General features: G+C 30.3%; 22 protein-coding genes and 1 pseudogene. 16 read left to right on the forward strand and 7 right to left on the reverse strand.

Features of this window, described 5'->3' with window-relative positions; translation table 11 throughout:
* The first annotated feature begins 80 nt into the window (after positions 1 to 80).
* The 10 genes and pseudogenes from bsdtw1_RS23460 to ubiE all read left to right on the forward strand — a co-directional run bounded on the left by bsdtw1_RS23460 (position 81) and on the right by ubiE (position 8,033).
* Positions 81 to 764, forward strand: coding sequence for an MCP four helix bundle domain-containing protein (locus bsdtw1_RS23460; RefSeq protein WP_244638135.1), 684 nt, complete (start codon positions 81 to 83; stop codon positions 762 to 764).
* Positions 765 to 776: 12 nt separating this feature from the next.
* Positions 777 to 851 (forward strand): annotated as a pseudogene (locus bsdtw1_RS23605) (HAMP domain-containing protein); the annotation flags it as partial.
* A gap of 210 nt (positions 852 to 1,061) precedes the next feature.
* Positions 1,062 to 1,796 (forward strand): methyl-accepting chemotaxis protein, encoded by a 735-nt coding sequence (locus bsdtw1_RS23465; RefSeq protein ID WP_280514165.1) that lies wholly within the window; start codon positions 1,062 to 1,064, stop codon positions 1,794 to 1,796.
* 587 nt (positions 1,797 to 2,383) lie between these two features.
* Positions 2,384 to 3,211 (forward strand): polyprenyl synthetase family protein, encoded by an 828-nt coding sequence (locus tag bsdtw1_RS08765; protein ID WP_183277201.1) that lies wholly within the window; start codon positions 2,384 to 2,386, stop codon positions 3,209 to 3,211.
* Positions 3,212 to 3,252: 41 nt separating this feature from the next.
* On the forward strand, positions 3,253 to 3,753 hold the full coding sequence (locus bsdtw1_RS08770; RefSeq protein WP_183277202.1) for a DoxX family membrane protein: 501 nt from the start codon (positions 3,253 to 3,255) through the stop codon (positions 3,751 to 3,753).
* A gap of 42 nt (positions 3,754 to 3,795) precedes the next feature.
* A complete protein-coding gene (locus bsdtw1_RS08775; RefSeq protein ID WP_183277203.1) occupies positions 3,796 to 4,317 on the forward strand; it encodes a FixH family protein in 522 nt (173 codons plus the stop codon).
* Between the two features lie 35 nt (positions 4,318 to 4,352).
* The gene (locus tag bsdtw1_RS08780) at positions 4,353 to 5,744 is read left to right on the forward strand and encodes a 4Fe-4S binding protein (protein WP_183277204.1); all 1,392 of its coding nucleotides are present in this window, start codon (positions 4,353 to 4,355) and stop codon (positions 5,742 to 5,744) included.
* A gap of 12 nt (positions 5,745 to 5,756) precedes the next feature.
* Complete coding sequence (gene menA / locus bsdtw1_RS08785; RefSeq protein WP_244638136.1) at positions 5,757 to 6,665, forward strand: 1,4-dihydroxy-2-naphthoate octaprenyltransferase; 909 nt, start codon at positions 5,757 to 5,759, stop codon at positions 6,663 to 6,665.
* Positions 6,666 to 6,680: 15 nt separating this feature from the next.
* Positions 6,681 to 7,313, forward strand: coding sequence for a CPBP family intramembrane glutamic endopeptidase (locus bsdtw1_RS08790; RefSeq protein WP_183277205.1), 633 nt, complete (start codon positions 6,681 to 6,683; stop codon positions 7,311 to 7,313).
* Between the two features lie 18 nt (positions 7,314 to 7,331).
* Entirely contained in the window at positions 7,332 to 8,033 is a 702-nt protein-coding gene (gene ubiE / locus bsdtw1_RS08795) for a bifunctional demethylmenaquinone methyltransferase/2-methoxy-6-polyprenyl-1,4-benzoquinol methylase UbiE (RefSeq protein WP_183277206.1), read from the forward strand.
* A gap of 51 nt (positions 8,034 to 8,084) precedes the next feature.
* On the opposite strand, the gene bsdtw1_RS08800 is transcribed toward ubiE, so the two are convergent.
* Positions 8,085 to 8,432 (reverse strand): four-helix bundle copper-binding protein, encoded by a 348-nt coding sequence (locus bsdtw1_RS08800; protein ID WP_183277207.1) that lies wholly within the window; start codon positions 8,430 to 8,432, stop codon positions 8,085 to 8,087.
* 82 nt (positions 8,433 to 8,514) lie between these two features.
* Between bsdtw1_RS08800 and bsdtw1_RS08805 the strand changes: the two genes are divergently transcribed.
* From bsdtw1_RS08805 to bsdtw1_RS08830, 6 genes are all read left to right on the forward strand, one after another.
* Positions 8,515 to 8,745: a hypothetical protein gene (locus tag bsdtw1_RS08805; protein WP_183277208.1), complete on the forward strand. Its 231-nt coding sequence runs from the start codon at positions 8,515 to 8,517 to the stop codon at positions 8,743 to 8,745.
* A gap of 140 nt (positions 8,746 to 8,885) precedes the next feature.
* Positions 8,886 to 9,575, forward strand: coding sequence for a response regulator transcription factor (locus bsdtw1_RS08810; RefSeq protein ID WP_183277209.1), 690 nt, complete (start codon positions 8,886 to 8,888; stop codon positions 9,573 to 9,575).
* A complete protein-coding gene (locus bsdtw1_RS08815; protein WP_183277210.1) occupies positions 9,575 to 10,948 on the forward strand; it encodes a sensor histidine kinase in 1,374 nt (457 codons plus the stop codon). Before bsdtw1_RS08810 ends, bsdtw1_RS08815 begins: the two co-directional genes overlap by 1 nt.
* A 287-nt stretch (positions 10,949 to 11,235) precedes the next feature.
* The gene (locus tag bsdtw1_RS08820; protein ID WP_205245275.1) at positions 11,236 to 11,568 is read left to right on the forward strand and encodes a YHS domain-containing protein; all 333 of its coding nucleotides are present in this window, start codon (positions 11,236 to 11,238) and stop codon (positions 11,566 to 11,568) included.
* 88 nt (positions 11,569 to 11,656) lie between these two features.
* Positions 11,657 to 11,923 carry a metal-sensing transcriptional repressor gene (locus bsdtw1_RS08825; protein WP_183277211.1) on the forward strand — a complete coding sequence of 89 codons (267 nt, stop codon included), beginning with the start codon at positions 11,657 to 11,659 and terminating at the stop codon, positions 11,921 to 11,923.
* A gap of 135 nt (positions 11,924 to 12,058) precedes the next feature.
* A complete protein-coding gene (locus tag bsdtw1_RS08830) occupies positions 12,059 to 14,515 on the forward strand; it encodes a heavy metal translocating P-type ATPase (RefSeq protein ID WP_183277212.1) in 2,457 nt (818 codons plus the stop codon).
* Between the two features lie 99 nt (positions 14,516 to 14,614).
* Here bsdtw1_RS08830 and bsdtw1_RS08835 read toward each other — a convergent pair whose 3' ends face one another.
* From bsdtw1_RS08835 to bsdtw1_RS08860, 6 genes are all read right to left on the reverse strand, one after another.
* Entirely contained in the window at positions 14,615 to 15,865 is a 1,251-nt protein-coding gene (locus tag bsdtw1_RS08835) for a type II restriction enzyme NmeDI-related protein (RefSeq protein ID WP_205245276.1), read from the reverse strand.
* A 255-nt stretch (positions 15,866 to 16,120) separates the two neighbouring features.
* Positions 16,121 to 16,606, reverse strand: coding sequence for a DUF6803 family protein (locus bsdtw1_RS08840; protein ID WP_183277213.1), 486 nt, complete (start codon positions 16,604 to 16,606; stop codon positions 16,121 to 16,123).
* A 297-nt stretch (positions 16,607 to 16,903) separates the two neighbouring features.
* The gene (locus bsdtw1_RS08845; RefSeq protein ID WP_183277214.1) at positions 16,904 to 18,721 is read right to left on the reverse strand and encodes an urease accessory protein UreH domain-containing protein; all 1,818 of its coding nucleotides are present in this window, start codon (positions 18,719 to 18,721) and stop codon (positions 16,904 to 16,906) included.
* 598 nt (positions 18,722 to 19,319) lie between these two features.
* Positions 19,320 to 19,478 carry a hypothetical protein gene (locus tag bsdtw1_RS08850; protein ID WP_183277215.1) on the reverse strand — a complete coding sequence of 53 codons (159 nt, stop codon included), beginning with the start codon at positions 19,476 to 19,478 and terminating at the stop codon, positions 19,320 to 19,322.
* Positions 19,479 to 19,683: 205 nt separating this feature from the next.
* On the reverse strand, positions 19,684 to 20,280 hold the full coding sequence (locus tag bsdtw1_RS08855) for a TlpA family protein disulfide reductase (RefSeq protein ID WP_183277216.1): 597 nt from the start codon (positions 20,278 to 20,280) through the stop codon (positions 19,684 to 19,686).
* Between the two features lie 13 nt (positions 20,281 to 20,293).
* A complete protein-coding gene (locus tag bsdtw1_RS08860; RefSeq protein ID WP_183277217.1) occupies positions 20,294 to 21,007 on the reverse strand; it encodes a cytochrome c biogenesis CcdA family protein in 714 nt (237 codons plus the stop codon).
* Positions 21,008 to 21,173 lie beyond the last annotated feature (166 nt).

A 21,173-nucleotide genomic window follows, 5' to 3' on the forward strand; every position in this document is an offset into this window, starting at 1 on the left:
ATAGTAAAGTGATAAAATCAAGTCGTAATTATATGAGATGAGTTAGGACAAGCGTGAAAATACGACAGGGAGGATATTATATGAATTTATTGAAGAACTTGAAGATAAGACAGAAACTTATAAGTTGTTTTTTATTAATTTCAATTATCATGGGAGTACTTGGTGGGATAGGAATATCACAAATAAAGAAAATAAACTCTAATTCGACATCTATGTATGAAGACAATTTAATTCATTTAAGATCTGTAGATGAACTAAAAGAGAATTTTTTGCAAATACATTCAGACTTAATATCTCTTTTAACAACTAAAGATTTAGAGAAGAAATCAAAAATTAAACAAGAAATTGAAGAGTTGACAGAAGAAGATATGGCTCTCTCTGAGAAGTTTAAGAATGAAGATGGATTAACTAATGATGAGAAAGAAATGATAACAACATTTAATCAGTATCATGAAGATTATATGATGGAGCGTAAAAAATTTATAGAACTGATTGATTCTGATAGGTACGAAGAAGAACAGATGGCTTTCGATATGGTAACAGAATTAAGAAATAAAACCTTTGATAGTATTAATGCAATAATTGATACTAATCTAAAAGAAGCAAAAAATGCAAATAACTCAAATAACTCTATATTTAAAAATTCATTCAATTTAATGATTGGCATTGTAGTATTTGGATTTATATCAGCATTAGCACTTGGTTTACTAATATCCACGTTACTATCTAAGCAAATAAACAAGGTGTTAATATTTGCAGATTAATTAGGAAGTGGAGATTTAACAAAAAGGATAGATATTAATTCAAAAGATGAAATAGGAAAGATATCTATTGCTTTAAATAAGGCAGCTGAAAATACACGCAACCTAATTTCAGCAATAATATCGAGCTCGGATAATATAAATAATTTAAGTGAAGAAATTTACACTATAATTGGAGGAGTATCTAAAAAGATAAATAACATAAATGAATCAACAAAAGACATATCACGTGGTATTGAAAATCTAAGTTCAACTACGCAGGAAGTAAACGCTTCAATTGAAGAGATAGCTTCAAATTCAATTGAACTCTCTCAGAAGGCCAAGGAAGGAGATAATGCTTCAAAACAAATTCAAGTTCGTGCGGTACAGATAAAAGACAGAGGATTGAAAGCAATAGATATGTCAAAAAAGATATATCGAGAGAAACAGATAAACATACTAAGAGCAATAGAAGATGGAAAGGTTGTTGAAGAAATTAAGGTTATGGCAGACTCAATAGCAAGTATAGCATCTCAGACTAATCTCCTAGCTTTAAATGCAGCTATTGAGTCAGCAAGAGCTGGTGATCTTGGCAAAGGATTTGCTGTAGTTGCTGATGAGATCAGAATTCTTGCAGAACAATCGTCGGAGAATGTTTCAAATATACAAAAGGTAATAAGTCAAGTTAATAATGCCTTTAACAATCTTTCAAGTAATGTTGAGGATATATTAAAATTTATTGATAACAATGTAAACCCAGACTATGAATTATTCTTAGAGACTGCATTGAAGTACGAAAATGATTCCGCTTTTATTAAAGCTATGTCGGAAGAAATTGCTACTGGTGTATCCAATATACTAAGCTCAATCGAACAAACTAGTAATGCTATTGAAGCTGTATCTGCAACCGCTCAACAATCCGCAGAAAATTCAGAAGGGATACTAAGTAGCGTTGATGAGACAAATCATGCGACTCAAGATGTTTTAAGTTCAGTTCAAAAACAGGTTCTTCTATCTGATGAGCTTAAATCTCTAGTTCAAAGATTTAAAATTTAGAAGCAAATACAAATAATTAGAGCACATTAGATATATATTGGATTAATTCTTCATATTATCTTTATAAAAAAATAGTAAGATGTATTTTATAAAGATTAATTTAGATACTTAAACAAAAATAATATCTAAAAACAAATAATATCATTTGGAGGTGACATCATTGGTTGTTGAAGTTTTAGTTACTATTGGAGTAGTAAGTTTTTCTGCGTTCACCATATATAAAAAATTTAAGAAGAAATCATCATGTGGATGCTGTAAGTAGTAAATTACATAAAAATGATGTTTTATTTAAAAGCAACTATTGAAATTTAGTAAAACAACTTTTAATCACTAATTATTAATAGTTTTTTGCATAATCTACGGAAAAAGAAAAGTCCTAGACTGAATCAATCAGTCTAGGATTTTTTCTTTTACACAAATGTATATATTTTTTATACATTTAGTTCATCTTTACAACATCTTCATAACATCTACATACTATCTACATACATGCAAGTTATACTTTCAGAGAAATATTAATTATAGTAAAACTTTAAGATATCCCTAAATGTAATAGAGTTTAAATTATAAAGAGAGGTGATGAAGTCGTGTTAAGGTTTATTGAAGCAAGTAATGCAGTAAGGAAAGAGCTAAATGAAGTGGAGAATATTTTAAAAAATATAGACGAGGACCTTATAAAAGGAGCATCAAAAGAAGTTTTTGAATATTTTTTTAAAAATTCTGGCAAATACCTTCGTCCAATGCTTATATTACTTTCTGCTAAAGCTATAAAACCAGATATGACTATAGAGCAGAGAGTACATTTAATTAATTTATGTGTAGCTGTTGAACTCATTCATAGTGCCAGCTTGATACATGATGACATAATCGATAATGACTTATTCCGACGAGGTCAGAAAACCCTTAATGGAGTGTATGGAAGAAAAATAGCTGTTCTAGCTGGAGATGCTTTATTTGCAAAAGCTTTCAACATTTTAGCTAGTATGACAACCAGAGATGGAGAACAGGTGATGACACAAGTTGTAGAAAAAATGTGTGTTGCAGAAATTGAACAAGCTCAATATAGCGAAGGTTCTAGAAAAGAGTACCTTAGGATAATTGAAGGAAAAACGGCAGTCTTTATGAGTGCCTGTTGTAAGTTAGGGGCGCTTGTAGCTAATGCTGGAAGAGAAGAAGTCGTAGCTTTAGAGAAGTACGGCTTAAACTTAGGAATGGTATATCAAATTACGGATGATTGTTTAGATGGGGATCTCAATGCTATTAGAAATAATATAACAATAGATAATGCTAAAGAATTTGTTGTGAAAGCTGAGTTGGATGTTGAAGGCATAGAATCATCAATATATAAAGAAGGATTAACAAATCTTTTATATTACGTTATTGAATCTTATGATTCAAAAGTAAAAAAAGCTTAGTAAAAATTTTTATAAATAATATTTTTGAGGAGTGAGTAATAATGAAATTTTTAAAAAACACATATTTTACAGTTGTATGGACTATTTTACGTGTTTGGCTTGGAATTCAATGGATAGTTCCAGCTATTGAAAAGCTTAAAGACCCAACTTGGGTAGGTAGTAAATCTGGAGTGGCTATAACAGGATTTTTAAAAGGTGCAGTAGCAAAAGCAACTGGGGAGCATCCAGCAGTACAAGGATGGTACGCAGCATTTGTACAGAATGTAGCACTTCCAAATGCTCAGTTCTTTTCTTATTTAATACCAGTTGGTGAGCTTCTTGTGGGAGTTAGTTTAATATTAGGCGCTGCTACTATAATAGGATTATTTGCGGGTGCTTTTATGAATCTAAACTATCTATTAGCAGGTACAACTAGTACCAATCCAACTCTTTATACCGTGGCTATTATTTTAATAGCTGTTGGCGCTAATGCATACTTAATAGGTCTTGATCGTTTTATTGTTCCATATATAAAAGAAAAGTTTAGAAGTCAGGTAGCGTAAATTAACTAATTTACTTGTATATGGGAGAGGAGTCGAATAATAATGGGAAAGAAAACAATTAGAGGGTTAATATTTGGCTTAATGTTTGTACTAGTTTCTTCTACAGTTGCTTTAGCCGATGAAATGAATATGGGAAAGGCTACGTCAAAGAGTGTTGATGGAATAACAGCTGAGCTTTCTTTTAAAGATGAAGAAGCAAAGACTGGCAAAGATCAAATAATGATTACTTTGCATGATATCAACGATAAAGAAATTGATAATGCAGATGTGACTATAATTGCTAAGATGCCACAAGATGATTCAATGAAAATGGATAGTAATGAACCAATAACAATAAAGTTAGAGAAAAGTGAAAAAGGTCAGTACATGAGAGATATAAACTTCACTGATAAAGGTAAGTGGATAGTAACTGCTGATATTACAGTACAAGGTGAAAAGAAGAGTATTGATTTTGATGTGAATGTAGTTAGTGGTGGCCCAAACTGGATTGTTATAGGTGGGTTTTTAGGAGCTATTGCACTAATAATCGTTGTTGCAGCTATAAAAAAGAAGCAAGCAAAATAGTTTTGAAGTAGGAGTAGAAGAAAAGAGGTAGTGCCATGAGCAGTGTAAATAAAGCTACTAATGAAAAGGAAAAGCCTTCAACTGAGTTAGATGGGAAAAATTTATTAGATAATAAAAGATTTGCAAAGTTTATTAGAAGTAAGTGGTATCCAGGAGTATTTCAAATATTTGTAGGAGCAGTTTTTGCATTTATTGTGTTCGAGCTATTAGTTGGTCCAGATAAAGCTCATGATAATTTCGGAACAGCAGGAACTTGGGTACTATGGTGGCCAATCCTTCCTATATTATTGTTCCTTACAGGAAGGTTCTGGTGTGCAATATGTCCGTTTGGAGCATTAAGTGATGTTGTCCAAAAGTTTGTTGGAAGTAAAAAGCCAGTACCTAAGTTTTTAAAAAAGTACGGAGTATGGTTAATAGATGCAATGTTCTTAGCTATAACTTGGAGCGATCATGTATTTGGTGTAGTTGAAAATCCAAGAGGTTCTGGAACACTATTATTATTAATAACTTTAGGAGTTGTATTTTGTGGAGCATTTTTTGAACGTAGAACTTGGTGTAGATATCTTTGCTTCCTAGGTGGGTTATCTTCAAACTATTCTAGAGCAGGAATATTACAACTTAGAGGAACTAAAGAAAAATGTTCAAAATGTACAGTAGCAGCTTGTTACAAAGGTACTGATAAGGCACCAGGATGTCCAATGTTTGAATTTCCTAAAACTATGGAAAGTAACTCTAATTGCAACATTTGTGGTAACTGCGTTAAAAACTGTCCTAATAACTCTATCAAGATATCCTTTAGAAAACCGACTCAAGAATTGTGGTTCATAAGAAAACCTCAATTAGAAGTTTCATTCTTGGCCGTTGTAATCATGGGCATTGTTTTCGTACAAAATGTTACTATGCTTAAGATATGGGATGGCATGTTAACATGGTTAGAAAATGTTACTGGGACACAAAGTTATTTTGTAACCTTTACTATAACTTTCATAGTGGCTATGGCTATACCAATACTTTTATTAGCATTAGCAGGCTATATAGCTAAATTGTTTAATGGTGACTCAGTTAAAGCTAATTTCACTAAATTTGGTTATGCCCTAATACCTTTAGATTTAGCAGCACATATAGCGCATAACTTATTCCATCTATTAGCTGAAGGAAAATCTATAGGATATACATTCATGGGGTTATTCGGAGTTGAGATGCATGGTGCTTCAACAGCAATTCTTGACGATCCAACTATACAAGCATTGCAATTTATATTGATAGCAATTGGAACCTTAGGCTCCATATATACTGCATATAAAATTGCAAAGAACAATTATAAAGAAAAGAAGACAAGCGTTACGGTGGTATATACTGTTCTGTTGATATTACTTGCAATAGCTAATATATTACTATTCTCATTGCCTATGGCTATGCGTATGTAGTTAATTAAAGGAGTGAATATCATAAATATAAATTTTAAAATGTTGATTAGGGCTGCAAGGCCCTTTTCCTTAACAGGTTCAGTAATTCCAGTAACCTTAGGTGCAATGCTTACTATTAATCAATCCAGATTTAATGTAGCATATTTTATTTTTTCGGTTATTGGAATTGTGTTATTACAAGCAGCTGTAAATCTATTAAATGATCATGACGATTTTATAAATAATGTAGATACAAAAGACTCATATTGTTCTAGCGGAGTAGTTGTTGAAGGGCTTATAACGGCTGATGCAGTAAGAAAAACAGGAATTATTGCTTTAGTATTGGGTTGTATAGTAGGTTTAATTTTAGCCTATTTTAGGGGCAGCATGATTCTGATTATTGGAATAATAGGTGCTATTTGTGGGTACTTCTACACTGGAAAACCATTAGCATTAAAATATAGAGGATTGGGTGCACCATTAGTTTTTATAATTTTTGGACCATTGATGACATTGGGATCATACTACGTTCAAGTACAAGAATTAGGATTAAAAGCTTTGTTGGTTTCAATCCCTGTTGGATTACTAACAACTGCTATCTTACATGCCAATGATATTAGAGACATAAGGAATGATAGTAAAGCTGGTATTAAGACCTTGTCAATTGTAGTTGGAAGAAAAAATGCAGATAGGATATATATTAGTTTAATTGTATTTGCTTATATTTCTATTCCACTAATAAGTTTTTATAATTATATTCCTTATTTAAGTTTAATTTGTTTGTTAACAATACCTAAGGCAGCTAAAAATATTAAAAAGTTAACATCAAGTAATAATGAAAATAAAATAATTGCAGATCTTGATAAAGAAACAGCAAAGCTTCAAAGCCAATTTGGAGTGCTTTTAATTTTATCTATGTTAGTTTCGATTGCAATACTATAGAAAGGTGGAGATATTATGGGAGAACTCAAAAGAAGCGAAAAGCTGGCTATAAGTTCATTAATTATTGTTCCGTTAGTATGGTTTGTAATATTTGTGGTTAAGCCATTCAACTTCTGGGGAGAAATGAGTATAGCAATTCTCTTCTTAGGTAGTATTGCTGTAGTTGCAGATAGAAAGCTATTGTCACTGTCACTGAAAAAATTGACTCTTCGAAATATTCTCGTAGGAATAGGTTCAGCTATAATTCTGTATTTTATTTTCTATGTTGGTAATATTGTTTCAGGATATTTATTTCCTTTTAAAGATGCACAAATAACATCTGTTTACAGTAATAGATCTCAAGGAAGTTCAGTTTTTATTGGATTTTTGTTACTATTTATCATTGGGCCAGGAGAAGAAATATACTGGAGGGGTTTCATACAAAATACTCTCTCAAAAAAGTTTGGAGAAAATAAGGGATATGTAATTGCAACATTACTATATGCTGGTGTACATATAATAACATTTAATTTCATGCTTATTGTCGCAGCTTTAGTATGCGGGATATTTTGGGGATGGATTTATAAGAAGGAAAGAAATATTGTAACTATTATAATATCTCATGCACTTTGGGATTTAATCATATTTGTTTTATTTCCTTTAATGTAGAGAGAAAGGAGTAGGATTATGGCTGAAATTAAAGCAGATGTTCAAGGCATATTTTCATCTATTGCTAAAAGATACGATATGCTAAATTCTATATTAACTTTGAATATTGATAAGTTATGGAGAAAAAAAGCTATAAAATTAAGCGGAATAAAAAAAGATGATAAAGTACTAGATTTGTGCTGTGGAACAGGTCAAATGATAGATTATGAATGTAAAGCAGTAGGTAAAAATACTTCTGTTATAGGGATAGATTTTAGTCAGGAAATGCTTGACGTAGGAAAGGAAAGACTTGAATATCTAGCTAAGGATTACATGTTTGAGTTAATAAAAGGAAGTATTTTAGAATTGCCTTTTGAAGATAACACTGTTGATTGTATAACTATTGCCTTTGGACTTAGAAATATTCAGGACACAAACAAGGCATTATCAGAAATGTATAGAGTTTTAAAGCCAAATGGCAAAGTAATATGCTTAGAGCTTTCAAAACCCAATAGATTGATTTTAAATAAGGTATACAACTTGTATTTTAATAATGTACTACCAGTGATAGGGTATATAGGAACAGGTGACAAAAAAGCATATTACTACCTTAGAGATTCTGTAAATAATTTTATGACAAAAGAACAGCTTAAGTTGCAGTTTCAGAAAAATGGCTTTAAAAATACTGGCTATAAGTCTTTATCACTTGGAATTTCATCTATACATTATGGGATTAAATAAAAAGATAGTTAGGAACATGGTTAAGTTCCTAACTATCCTATTTATGAATTATTACATACCAGCCATTCTCCTACATTCATCAGCGCATGTTCTACATTCATCAGCACATTTTTGACAGTGCTCATCTTTAAACATAGAACACTCTTTTGCACATGCATCGCAAATTGTAGCACACATTTTACAATGCTCTTTTGCAAATTGTGCATTCATAAACATAAGTCCTACTGACATTTCGCACATTTTTGCACATTCTACAAGAAGCTTTACGCAACTTCTTCTTGCGTTTAAGTCAGGCTCATTTATACATGCATCAAAACATTCATAACATGCTTGAGCACATTTACTACATTCATCAATACACTTTTGATAGTTGTTTTTTACCAATGTTGATACTGCCATTTTAAATACACTCCTTTAAATTTAATTTATATACAAAAGTATTGTGCTTTAAATAACAATTTTTATACGAAAAGGAACAATTATGGGTGCTTTTTTTAGTATTGGAATGAGTGTAGTATCGGTACACTATTATCTTAAAATTGTAAAAGTAATGTACTTTGGAGATGAATCTAAAAGTTTTGAATCAATTAAAGTAACTGTAAGTACAAAAGTAGTATTAACGCTATCTATGATAGTACTTGTTATATTTGGAATTTATCCAACTCAATTGATAAATTTAGTGATGGAGATTTCAAAAACCTTTTTATCTTAATATTCATATGTATTTATTTGAGCTCTCCAAGTTTGGAGAGCTTAAATCTCAAAAAGAAAATTAAGTATTTTCACATGAAATTCATAAGTTTATGCTAAATTATGAACATATAACAATAACAAATTATACGAGGTTAAACGATGAATAATAATATTTTAATTATTGAAGACGAAGAAAATGTTTTGAATGTTTTAAAAGCCTATCTAGAAAAGGCAGGATATAATGTTTATGGAACTACAAGAGGTTTAAAAGGGATTCAATTGTTTAAATCCAATGATTTTAAATTGATAATTCTTGATTTAATGTTACCTGATATAAGTGGCGAGGAAGTTTGTAGAATAATAAGAGAAACTTCAAACATACATATATTTATGCTTACTGCTAAAGGTAGCTTAGATAATAAAATTGATGGATTAGAGATAGGAGCAGATGAATATCTAGTAAAACCTTTTAGTCCAAGAGAATTAACTGCAAGAATAAATGCTCTTTTTAGAAGAATCTCCTATGAAGATAATGAATCCGGTTTGTGTTATAGTGATGGAAATTTAATTGTTGATTATGAAAAAAGATTAGTAAAGCTGAATGAGCAGGAAGTTCCACTAACATCAAATGAATTTGATATACTGTATGCACTAATTATTAATAAAGGAAAGGTATTATCAAGAGAACAGTTAATTCAGAAAATTGGTGGTATAGACTTTGAAGGATATGACAGAACAATAGATGTTCATATAAAAAATATACGTAAAAAGATTGAGGAAGATACAAAAAAACCTAAATATATCATAACTGTAGTTAAGGTTGGATACAAGTTTGGTGGTGATAATTAGTGAAAAGTATAAGAAGAAAACTTAGTATTATGTTTTTTATTTGTTCACTTGCAGCAATATTACTAATAACAATGTTTGTGAATTTAACTATAACCAAAAAGTTTGATGACTATATGGTAGATACCCAAAATAAAAGATATGAAAGAATTGTAGCATATTTCCAAGAAGTATATAAGAGAGATGGAAAGTGGAATGAAAACTCTGGCGTTGAAATGATGCACGAAGCTTTTATGGGGAATTATTGCCTAACCCTTCTTGATAGTAACGAAAAAACTGTATGGGGAATGAATGCTAATGATATTAAAAATAATTTACATTTAAACACTATGCTCGTAAAGGATTCTGGTGTTTATACATCCAAGCGATTTCCAATTAAGGTAAATAGTAAGGTAGTAGGATATGTAGACATAGGTCAATATTCATCGGTTCTCTTATCAGAAGAAGATGTTAATTTCAAGCTATCAATAAATCAAAGTATTATCGTTAGTGGTTTAATAACCATGATAATAATAATTGCGATAAGCCTCTATTTTTCAAAGCAGTTTTCAAAACCTATTAAGGAAGTTTCAAATATGTCTGTGAGTTTATCTAAGGGAAATTTTGATACCAAGTATGTCACAAAGAGTGATATAAAGGAATTAGAGAACTTAAGAAGTAGCGTAAATATATTAGCAGAAAAGTTAAAGCAACAAGATATGCTTAGAAAAAGGCTTGTATCTGACATATCTCATGAAATAAGAACCCCTCTAAATGTACTGCAAAACAATTTAGAAGCAATGATTGATGGAGTTTTTGAAGTTACAGATGATAAACTTAGGTATTTAAATGATGAAGTTATTAGATTTGGTAAACTTTTAAATAATCTAGATTTGCTCAAGAAATTCGAGGCTGAGAGTACAAAAATTAATTTTGAAACTGTAGATCTGCAGCAATTATTAAAAAGTGTATGTGAAGACTTTTATATGAAAGCAAAAAATCAAGGAATTGAACTTCAATATACTATTCAGAAAAATCAAAAGTATTATATAACTGGAGATAAAGATAAGTTAAGACAGGTATTTATAAACATTATTTCAAATGCTATTAAATTTTCTAAGGATAATGGAAATATAGATGTAAATATGTACACAAGAGATAAAAAAGCCATCATAGAGATTTTTGATAATGGAATTGGGATAAAAGAAGAGGACTTACCCTTTATATTTGAAAGATTATACAGAGGTGATAAGAGTAGAAACGAAATTGAAGGTAGCGGCATAGGTCTAACCATAGTTAAAAATATTTTAGATCTTCATTTTGCAAACATAGAAGTAGAGAGTGTAGAGAATCAGGGAACTAAATTTACTATTTATTTTGATAAACTTAGTATTTAAAAATAAAGGTTAATATACATACTTGTGAGAAAGAAATAAACATACTTATTGAAGAAAATAAAATAATACAAAAAAGTGTGAAGTTTTTTGATTTCACACTTTTTTGTATTATTTAAAAACTTAAAGTGAATTTGTTTTTTTACATCAATACAGCAATAGGCTAATTATAAAATTTAAACGAATCTTCATAACAACTTCATAATACCTTCATAACAACTTTATAAAAATTAGTTATAGTATATTCAAAGAAAGATAAGCTACAAATTTAAAATGGAGGAGAACTTAATATGGAGTTTTTAGCTAATAATTGGATATATATGTTGGTTACAGTAATAATGGTTTTTGTGATGGTTAAAAGAGGCGGATGCTGCGGTGGTCATTCTCATGAGAATGAATTTGAAAACGGTAATTCTCATGGCGGAGGATGTTGTGGAGGTAGTTCAAATCATAATCATAGTGATGAAAGTAATAAACAAATTGATCAATCAAACCTAGTCAAAGATCCAATATGTGGAATGATGGTGAATCCGGAAACTGCAATAAAGCAAATAATTGATGGTCAAACCTATTACTTCTGTAGTGAGGGATGTAGAAGAGAATTTATTCGAAAGCAAAGTTAAATAAAGAAATAAAGAATTTAAGTAAGAAAATAAGTAATATTTTTTAATAATTATACATCCCCTCTATTGGGGGTGGTGAGGGGGAATCATGAATGAAGAACAAAAAAAAGCATTGGAATTATTAGAAGTTACCAAAGGGCAAATTGATGGTATTATTAAAATAATAGAAGAGGAAAAATACTGTGCAAGTGTTTCTAATCAGATTATTGCTGCACAAGATCTTCTTAAGAAAGCTAATTTACTTATTTTAAGGCAGCACATACAGTATTGTGTTACGGATGCTGTTTTAAATGATAGAGCTGAAAAGAAACTAGATGAAATAATGGATATTTTAGAGAAGTTTATTGAAAAGTGATTTGTAAAAAGAGGTTATTAGACTTATAAGAATTTAAAATGCACAAAAATTTTGAAATATTAAGCATAATGTGTTCAAATATTATGATTTATTAAATAAAACAATAAATCTAAATAATAAAAAGAGGTGTGAACTTTGGGAAAAAGTTTGAAAATAGAAGGAATGACTTGTGCAGCTTGTGCCAAAGCTGTAGAAAGAGCTTCTAAGAAGTTGCAAGGTGTTGTTGAAGCAAACGTAAATTTTGCTACTGAAAAGCTGACTGTAAGTTTTGATGAATCAAAAGTGTCTATAACAGATATTCAAGCTGCTGTTGAAAAAGCAGGGTATAAAGCTGTTATCGAGGCTATCAGTAAAACTTTTAAGATAGAAGGAATGACTTGTGCTGCATGTACAAAAAACATCGAAAGAGTAACTAGAAAACTTGATGGTGTAATTGAATCTAATGTGAATTTTGCAACAGAAAATTTAAACATAAACTATGAACCATCAAAGCTTAGAGTTTCTGATATAAAAAAGGCTGTAGAAAAGGCTGGATATAAAGCTCTTGACAAGGAAGTTTCAGTTGATGAAGATAAGGAAAAGAAAGAGAAAGAAATAAAACTATTATGGAAAAAGTTTATTATATCTGCTATCTTTACAGTGCCACTTCTTGCCATTGCCATGGGGCATATGCTTGGTAACAAGTTTGGGTATAGTCTTCCTGAAATCATTGATCCTATGATGAATCCTGAAAACTTTGGTATAGTTCAATTGGCTTTAGTAATACCAGTCATAATTGCAGGAAATAGATTTTTTAGAGTTGGGTTTAAATCCCTAGTAAGTAAAAGTCCTAATATGGACTCCTTAATAGAAGTGGGCACTTCAGCAGCATTTTTATACGGAATCTTTGCAGTAGCACAGATTTATAGAGGTAATACTGAATATACAAAAGATTTATACTTTGAATCTGCGGGAGTAATTATAACCCTAATAACCTTAGGTAAATATTTAGAAGCTGTAACAAAAGGAAAGACTTCTGAAGCTATTAAAAAGCTTATGGGGCTTGTACCTAAAACGGCAATAATAATAAAGGATGGAAAAGAGATAGAAATTTCAATAGACGAAGTTGAAGTAGGAGACCTTATACTTGTTAAGCCTGGTGAAAAAATGCCTGTAGATGGAGAAGTAGTTGAAGGAATGACTTCTGTAGATGAATCCATGCTTACCGGAGAAAGTATACCATTAGAAAAGAATATCGGTGACAAGATAATTGGTGCAAGTATCAATAAAAATGGTTCTATAAAATATAGGGCTACTAGGGTTGGTAAAGATACTGCATTAGCTCAAATTATAAAGCTTGTTGAAGATGCACAAGGATCCAAAGCCCCAATTGCAAAATTAGCAGATGTAATTTCAGGTTATTTTGTTCCTGTAGTTATGTCAATTGCTATCCTTTCAGCATTAGCATGGTACTTTATTGGTGGTCAAACTTCAGTATTTGCACTTACTATATTCATATCGGTTCTTGTGATAGCATGCCCATGTGCTTTAGGACTTGCAACTCCAACTGCAATAATGGTTGGGACTGGTAAAGGGGCGGAATATGGAGTTTTAATTAAGAGTGGAGTAGCGTTAGAAACTGCTCATAAGGTAAAGACTATTGTATTTGATAAAACAGGTACTATAACAGAAGGAAAACCAAAGGTTACAAATTTAGTTGTAACAGGAAACATATCAGAAGATGATTTACTCCAACTAGCAGCATCTGCAGAAAAAGGTTCTGAACATCCACTTGGAGAAGCTATAGTAAAAGGTGCGGAGGAGAAGAATTTAGAATTTAAAAATTTAGACTTTTTCAAAGCAATACCTGGATATGGAATTGAAGTGAAGATTGATGATAAAGATATACTACTAGGTAATAGAAAGCTTATGGTAGAAAGAAATATCTCATTAGAAAACTTGGAGGAAACTTCGCATACCCTTGCAAGCGAAGGCAAGACACCAATGTATATAGCAATTGAGAAAAATATAGCTGGAATCATTGCTGTTGCTGATACTGTGAAAGAAAACAGCAAAAAGGCAATTGAAGAGCTTCACAAAATGGGTATAGAAGTAGCGATGATTACAGGGGATAACAAAAGAACTGCTGAAGCTATAGCTAAACAAGTTGGAATAGATAGGATATTAGCTGAAGTTCTTCCACAAGACAAGGCTAATGAGGTTAAGAAACTTCAATCAGAAGGAAAGAAGGTTGCTATGGTTGGAGATGGTATAAATGATGCTCCTGCTTTAGCTCAAGCGGATATAGGTATTGCTATAGGTTCTGGTACAGATGTTGCAATGGAATCAGCAGATATAGTTCTTATGAGAAGTGACTTAATGGACGTACCAACTGCAATTCAATTAAGTAAAAAAACCATAACAAATATTAAAGAAAATTTATTTTGGGCTTTTGGGTACAATACGCTTGGAATACCTGTTGCTATGGGAATCTTATATGTATTCGGAGGACCCCTTTTAAATCCCATTATAGCAGCTGCAGCCATGAGTTTTAGTTCAGTATCTGTTTTATTAAATGCATTAAGGTTAAAAGGATTTAAACCAGCAAAATAGTTATACTACATGATAAATATTTAAACAGTCAAATAAAAGGTCATTAAGTAATAATTATTACTCGATGACCTTTTTGTTGTTTGAAATTGTTGATTTAATTTACTTACATATCTTAAATAATATATTATAGTCACAGCCAAACTTACAAATACTATCACAGTGCTTATATAAGTCTGAAAAAAGTAAGTATTTAAAAGAAACATAATCTTTATCTCTTAGCGATGGGCGTGTAAGCTGTGCTATTATTTCCTTTTCCCTAGAATCTGGAGCCACCAGAAAAAAGTTATATCTCCTATCTCCAAGAGATGCAGCTAAATCGCTAAGTCGAAGTATACCAGAATAGATGGAAGTGCTTTTTTCAATTTCAAAGGCACATTCAATTTGATTAGTATTCTTTTTCAACCAAATAACATCTATTAAAGAAACTGTTTTATTAACATCAGCATTAAGATTCAAGTCTGGTAGATTTGATATAGTTAGAAAACTTAAGCTTTTACCATCCATGCTTTTATTTCTATCGTTGTTTGCTACAAAGACATCATATCCTAAACTATTACCAATCTCAGTTAGCAAAAACTGCATTCTAAGATGTTCATTTTCCTGTTTGAGGTCTTTTTCTATTTCTTCATGTCGTTTTTTAACAACAGCTTCAAGTTTCTTTTTTTCAAAGGTTAATGCAGTTTCCCAATTTTCGGCGATTGCGATTTTGCCTATGCCAATATCAAAGAGAAGACCACAGAAGGCACCCAAATCTTTCGAAAGGTACGAAATAAAATCTTCGTTAACCTTCAATATAGTTTCTCTCATGGATAGGTAATCAGGCCAAGAACCAAGTTTCTTTTTTTCATTGAAAAGTGCATTAAATCCATTTACAATTGCAGTGTTAAATGGTGGGATAACTGTAGGGTGAAGAAAATATAAAATATTAGCAACAGCTGGTCCAAGCCCTTTTATATTGTAATTATCCAATTTTATAATTTCTCTTATAATTTTATCTTCACTGTTTGTTGATAAACAATTCTCAAGGAATTCTCCAAAAATTCTCTTATTACTCTCATTTTCATAGATATCAGGTATTCTAAGTTTTGGTTTCCAATAAAACGGATGAGCTGCACCCATAAATACCTGTTTTTGTTCCGTAATACAATTTAGGACAAATTCTAGTGGTGAGCCTTTAAAATCTGTTCCGAAGGTATTATTCTTTATTGAGTTAATAGTATTGATTACACCACGTCGAATTGTTCTAAAAGCTTTTAAACGGGTGTTATTATCAATAAACCAACTATTATAAACTGACTCACAATCTTGCTTGTATACTTGAATTAAATCAATGAAATTTGAAGTTATCAATATTATAGCACCTTCTTATTATAAATTTATGTGTAAATATAGAATGCAAGTTCTATATTTAATTAATAATCCTTTTTTTAATTTAATAAAGAATGGAAGTAAATTTAATTATTTCAAAAGAGTACTGGAAAATATTAAGAGAGTTGACTTCTGTAATTACGAATATAATTTAATTTTAGGGTTATAAAAAATATTAAAATGAAAAAACCGGTATTAAACCGGTTTTTATATAATAGGGGATTAGTTTATATTACATTACATTTTCATTTGGCTCATTTTACTAATGATCTCCGGATTAACCATACCAAATATCATTGCTATATGTGCAACTACTAGGAATCCACCTACTAGTATGAAATGTATTTTCATCTTTTCGTTATCAGATTTATTTTTAAATATTAATCCTAGTTCTAAAAGAGCTAGAGGTAATAGGAAGACAACACCACTTAAGTAGAAACCAACGGCAACTACGTCTACCCATGTATGCCATCCACCTGTTTGGGTTAATGGAATTACTGCGTTTATAAAAAGATAAATAAAGATTCCGGTAAAATAAAATCCATCGAAAATTGAAACAACTTTGTTTAAAGTTCTTATACCACCACTTTGTATCCTATTAAATATGATGAAAAACTCTGTTATTGTAAGAGTTTCAGCACATATTACAGGTACAGCCATAAAAATTAATAGATTCCAAGGCTGATTGTCAGCTAATAAGGACATGTAATGAGTCATATTCATAATTTATACCTCCTAAATATTTTATATGAAAATGTTAACATAAAGTTATGAAGAAGTTATGAAGAGAATAGATAATATATAGTTTATTATGGTATAAATTGAAAAATTTATAAAATAGGTTTTGATTCTTATATTAAAATATGGTGGTAGTTAGTAGCAAGAGTTAAGAAAACAAATGTTAAAAATAGCAGTGTTGTTTATATTTAAACAAAACCTAATTTCTTTAATATCTTGTTATTAAAGAAAAAAGAATGCCTTGTTACGGCATTCTTTTACAAAACTAGTTTAAATTATAGACTAATTAAAATATTTACTTCTAATTTCTTCTAGATTTTTATTCTTAAGATCATCAACTACTTCTATTATTCCTATGAACTGATTATCTTTAAGAATAGCATAGCTAGTAGTTGCGTTAGGAACAAATTCAACTACATTTATTCCTTTCTTGAATGTAAATTCACTTAATTTTTTACCTGTTACCGTATCTAAAATTTCGTATGTTCCTTCTGGATTATCAAATTTAGTCATATCAAAGGTAAGTTTAGTTGTTGAATTACTGCTAGTTACTAATATTGCAGGCTTTAACTCATATCCAATTCCGTTAAATTTACCACTTAGGCTTTTGCCAGTTCCTGAGGCCTTGTTAATTAATGTTTCTGTAGGTACTTTAGTTAAATCATTACCATATATACTACTACTTTGAGCTGCAGATCCATCAGTTACAGGACCAGCGCAACAGCTAGGACCTGTGCTTGGAGGTGGTAGTGAAGGATCTGATTTTGATGTATCAACAGTATCTAGTTTATCTACAACCTTAATGACACCTCTTATCATACCCATCCAGCAGCTAAAGTTTATATCTTTATCACCAGGGGTAAACTCAATAACATTTTCTCCACTTTTTAATTTCTTTTCAACATTCAATGATTGTGCAACAACTGAATTATTACAAGAGTTAAGCTCTTTTCCGTCTATTATCCACTTAACTGGAACTCCTTTTTGTACATAAAATGCATTAGGAGTGTAACCGTTAGTATTTGCAGTCATATTTATAGTTTGAACCCCGTCTTTTATCGTTGCTTTCGCAACATTTGAATTAGATGAATCTTTAGAGCTTCCTCCTAATAAAGTGGCAGTGCCTCCTGATAGTGCTGTCAAAGGATTAATGTTTATACCAGCTAAGATAAATCCTCTATTTCCCATAATTAAGCCAAGTACTATAATCAATACACCGCTAAGTTTAAGAATTTTCTTTGTATAACCTTTACTTAATAATCCAGATAAGGCACCAAAAGTAAGCATTAAAGGCACTGTACCTAATGAGAAGATTAACATAGATAGAGCCCCTTTAAAGGCACTTCCTGTACCTAGTGCAAAAAGCTGCATTGTTTGAAGTGGACCACAAGGCATAAGGCCATTTAATAATCCCACTATAAAAGGTGAACCAGACTTATTTTTTATTTTGCATGCTGTATGAGGCAATTTTATCTGGAAGGATCTAAAAAATTTAAAACCAGCCATGTTAAAGCCCATCATTATCATAAATGCACCGGCAATTATTTGCATCATAGCTTTAGCTGTAATAGAAAGTGAGAATATTGAACCTAAAGCTCCAATTATTCCACCTAATATAGTATAAGAAGCAACCCTTCCCATGTTATATAGAAGAGCAGGTTTTATAGCATCAAACTTGCTTTCGCTATCATTTTTTATACTCTGAGAAAGCATAATTCCTCCGCACATTCCAACGCAATGTATAGAGGTAAGAATGCCAACTAGAAATAAAACTGTATAAGAAGCATTAGCAAGCTTAGAATCCATATCGAAGCCGCTAGTTCTTACCCCAAGAAAAGCTATTGCAGCCACTATTATCACTGTTCCTATAAACTTATAATCATTTGATTTTTCCGTTCCATATCCTGCTTTTTTTATTGAAGCTTTAATTTGCGACAGTGTACAAAGATTTTCTTCGTATTCTACAATTGCGAATTCTCCGCTATAATTAGCTTTTACGCTTATAATACCGTCTAATTTTTTGATGGCCTTTTCAACCCTATGTTCACAAGATGTACAAGTCATTTCATAAACTTTAATTTTCTCACGCCTAGTACTCATTCAAATCCTCCTAATTTGTTTATTAGAGATTAAACTAACTTACTTATACCTTAATCAAATTTGACACTTTGATTAATATATAAGTAAGTTATTAAAAAATATAATTCAAGTATACAAAATTAATATGTATTTCTTATGAAGATAAGGGCCCATATAATCACTTAATTGTAAATAAAATGTTAATTACTGTTTATATTATTTATAAATAAATAATATAAAGTTATACTAGCTAGTTAGCTAATAAGATACGATTGATAATGTAAAACGTGTAAATATTATTTTGAATAGTAACAATATTAACATTAAGATGGTATAGAATATATATATTGATTTGTTTTTAGATATCTAGATTCAATAACTTGGTGATTAGAGAGTCAACGTCAAGGTATCATATGAATTGTAGATGATTTTAAGTATTAAATTGATTGTTGGAAAATTAAGAAATGAAGTTAATTAAATGATATATTTAATAACATAATTGAAAATGAAATGTCTTATAGGAGACACGGGGATATCCCTATAAGACTATAATATAATAATATAGATAAATTTATGGTAAGTGGTGTATAACTTTATCTATATTAGAATAAAGCAATAATTACGAAGCTTTTATTTCTATATTTTTATTATTGGTTCCTATATAAAGATTATTATAAGTATTCATTATGGATTGCTCTTCAAAGTTAATTTTCTCAACTAACTTTATAGAATAATCATTTCTATATTTTTTGCTAAATAGAAATTTTAAAAAAACCATATATTTTTCCTCCTCTTAACTTTAATGACCTTAATTCAATAATACTCTATTCTTATAAAGAGAGTATGAAGAGAATATAAAGATAATATGAAGATAAGAAAATATTGTTTAAAATAATAATACTTTACGTAAAAATCAAACTTAAGTAACATGATTGGTTGTTGAGTACTAAAATATTCACGATGAGTATTGAAGATATTAATCATTATTTTAATAAATTAATATAGGATTTCATTTCATCAAGGGTCATCGGACCAATTTTCTTTTTTATTATGGTGCCATTTTTATCTATAAAAAGAGAAGTTGGCAAAGCTGTAATATTATAATTTGTAGCGACAGATTCGTCATAGTCAAACAATATATTAAAATTTAATTTGTTTTTGTTTAGAAAATCTCTGACAGTATCATTATCTTCACCAATGTCAATTCCTAAGATAATTAAATCAGAATTCTTTGTCTCCTGATAGAGCTTTTCTATTTCAGGCATCTCTTGTACACAGTAAGGACACCATGTAGCCCAAAAATTAATAAAAACATTTTTACCCTTGAGCTCACTCAGAGAAACCTCTTTTCCATCACGAGTCTTCAATTTAAAATCAATTGCTTTATCACCATTTGGATCTTTAAAAATTCCATTAGTAGAGTTTGTGTTAGGAGTTTTAGATATATTGTTATTATCAGAAACTTTTTTATTATCAACAGAATTATAGGAATTAGATTTAGTCTTATTATAATTAATTACTGTATATAGACTTAGACTAAAAAGTATAATTATAGATAGAGGGAAAAGTAATTTTTTCATTTTTTAGGCTCCTTTAATAAAAATTAATAAAGTTTAGATATTTGCTAAGTGTACTTAAGTTATTTGTATATACTAAAATCCCCATAGCTATAAGTAATAGACCACTCAATATTGATATAGTTGGAGTAAACTTTAAAATCTTATTTTTTAGTTTCATAAACTTATCAATAGCAATAGCAGTTAATATAAAGGGGATTGATAGCCCTAAAGAATATACGCTTAGTAGGATTATTCCTTGATAAACAGTATGAAGATTACTTGAATAGATTAATATTGATGATAATATGGGACCAACGCAAGGTGTCCATCCAGTAGCAAAAGCCATTCCCATTAGTATAGAACTAAAATTTCTGCTAAATGAAAAAAGTGACAGAAGCCTTTTTTCATAATAGAAAAATCTAATCTTTATTATTCCCATTGTGTGTAGACCAAATATTATCATTAATAAACCGCCTACTTTTCTAAATAAAGCTTGATTTCGTATTAATAAGTTTCCTAAAGTTGTTGCTGATGCTCCCATGATAACAAAGATTATTGAAAAGCCTAATACAAAGCCAAAGATTTTATAAAACCTTGTTATTTTATACTTGTTAGTATTTTTACAAACATCATTGATTGTTGCACCTGTCATATAGCTTATATAAGCTGGTACTAATGGCAAGACGCATGGAGAAAGAAAGGATAGTAATCCTGCAGAAAAAGCTAAGAATAACGGTATCTCGTTCAAGTATTTCAACTCCTTTTAACAGTAATAACAATTTATTATAATTAATTGCTATGAAGATTGTATGAAGAATGCTTTTCAATTGATTGTATTTTTAAATATAGTAAATTACACTGTTAGTTCATTATATCTTCATAATTCCTTCATAAGATTAATTTATAATGACTAT

It is taken from the genome of Clostridium fungisolvens (assembly GCF_014193895.1).
GTDB lineage: Bacteria > Bacillota > Clostridia > Clostridiales > Clostridiaceae > Clostridium_AR > Clostridium_AR fungisolvens.

Bases quoted from the DNA above. Each gene is read 5' to 3' on its own strand.
- bsdtw1_RS08775 (WP_183277203.1), top strand. From the start codon at position 3,796: ATGGGAAAGAAAACAATTAGAGGGTTAATATTTGGCTTAATGTTTGTA.
- bsdtw1_RS08805 (WP_183277208.1), top strand. From the start codon at position 8,515: ATGGGTGCTTTTTTTAGTATTGGAATGAGTGTAGTATCGGTACACTAT.
- bsdtw1_RS08820 (WP_205245275.1), top strand. From the start codon at position 11,236: ATGGAGTTTTTAGCTAATAATTGGATATATATGTTGGTTACAGTAATA.
- bsdtw1_RS08800 (WP_183277207.1), bottom strand. From the start codon at position 8,432: ATGGCAGTATCAACATTGGTAAAAAACAACTATCAAAAGTGTATTGAT.
- bsdtw1_RS08840 (WP_183277213.1), bottom strand. From the start codon at position 16,606: ATGAATATGACTCATTACATGTCCTTATTAGCTGACAATCAGCCTTGG.
- bsdtw1_RS08810 (WP_183277209.1), top strand. From the start codon at position 8,886: ATGAATAATAATATTTTAATTATTGAAGACGAAGAAAATGTTTTGAAT.
- bsdtw1_RS08855 (WP_183277216.1), bottom strand. From the start codon at position 20,280: ATGAAAAAATTACTTTTCCCTCTATCTATAATTATACTTTTTAGTCTA.
- bsdtw1_RS08850 (WP_183277215.1), bottom strand. From the start codon at position 19,478: ATGGTTTTTTTAAAATTTCTATTTAGCAAAAAATATAGAAATGATTAT.
- ubiE (WP_183277206.1), top strand. From the start codon at position 7,332: ATGGCTGAAATTAAAGCAGATGTTCAAGGCATATTTTCATCTATTGCT.
- bsdtw1_RS08770 (WP_183277202.1), top strand. From the start codon at position 3,253: ATGAAATTTTTAAAAAACACATATTTTACAGTTGTATGGACTATTTTA.
- bsdtw1_RS08845 (WP_183277214.1), bottom strand. From the start codon at position 18,721: ATGAGTACTAGGCGTGAGAAAATTAAAGTTTATGAAATGACTTGTACA.
- bsdtw1_RS08790 (WP_183277205.1), top strand. From the start codon at position 6,681: ATGGGAGAACTCAAAAGAAGCGAAAAGCTGGCTATAAGTTCATTAATT.
- bsdtw1_RS23460 (WP_244638135.1), top strand. From the start codon at position 81: ATGAATTTATTGAAGAACTTGAAGATAAGACAGAAACTTATAAGTTGT.
- bsdtw1_RS08780 (WP_183277204.1), top strand. From the start codon at position 4,353: ATGAGCAGTGTAAATAAAGCTACTAATGAAAAGGAAAAGCCTTCAACT.
- bsdtw1_RS08825 (WP_183277211.1), top strand. From the start codon at position 11,657: ATGAATGAAGAACAAAAAAAAGCATTGGAATTATTAGAAGTTACCAAA.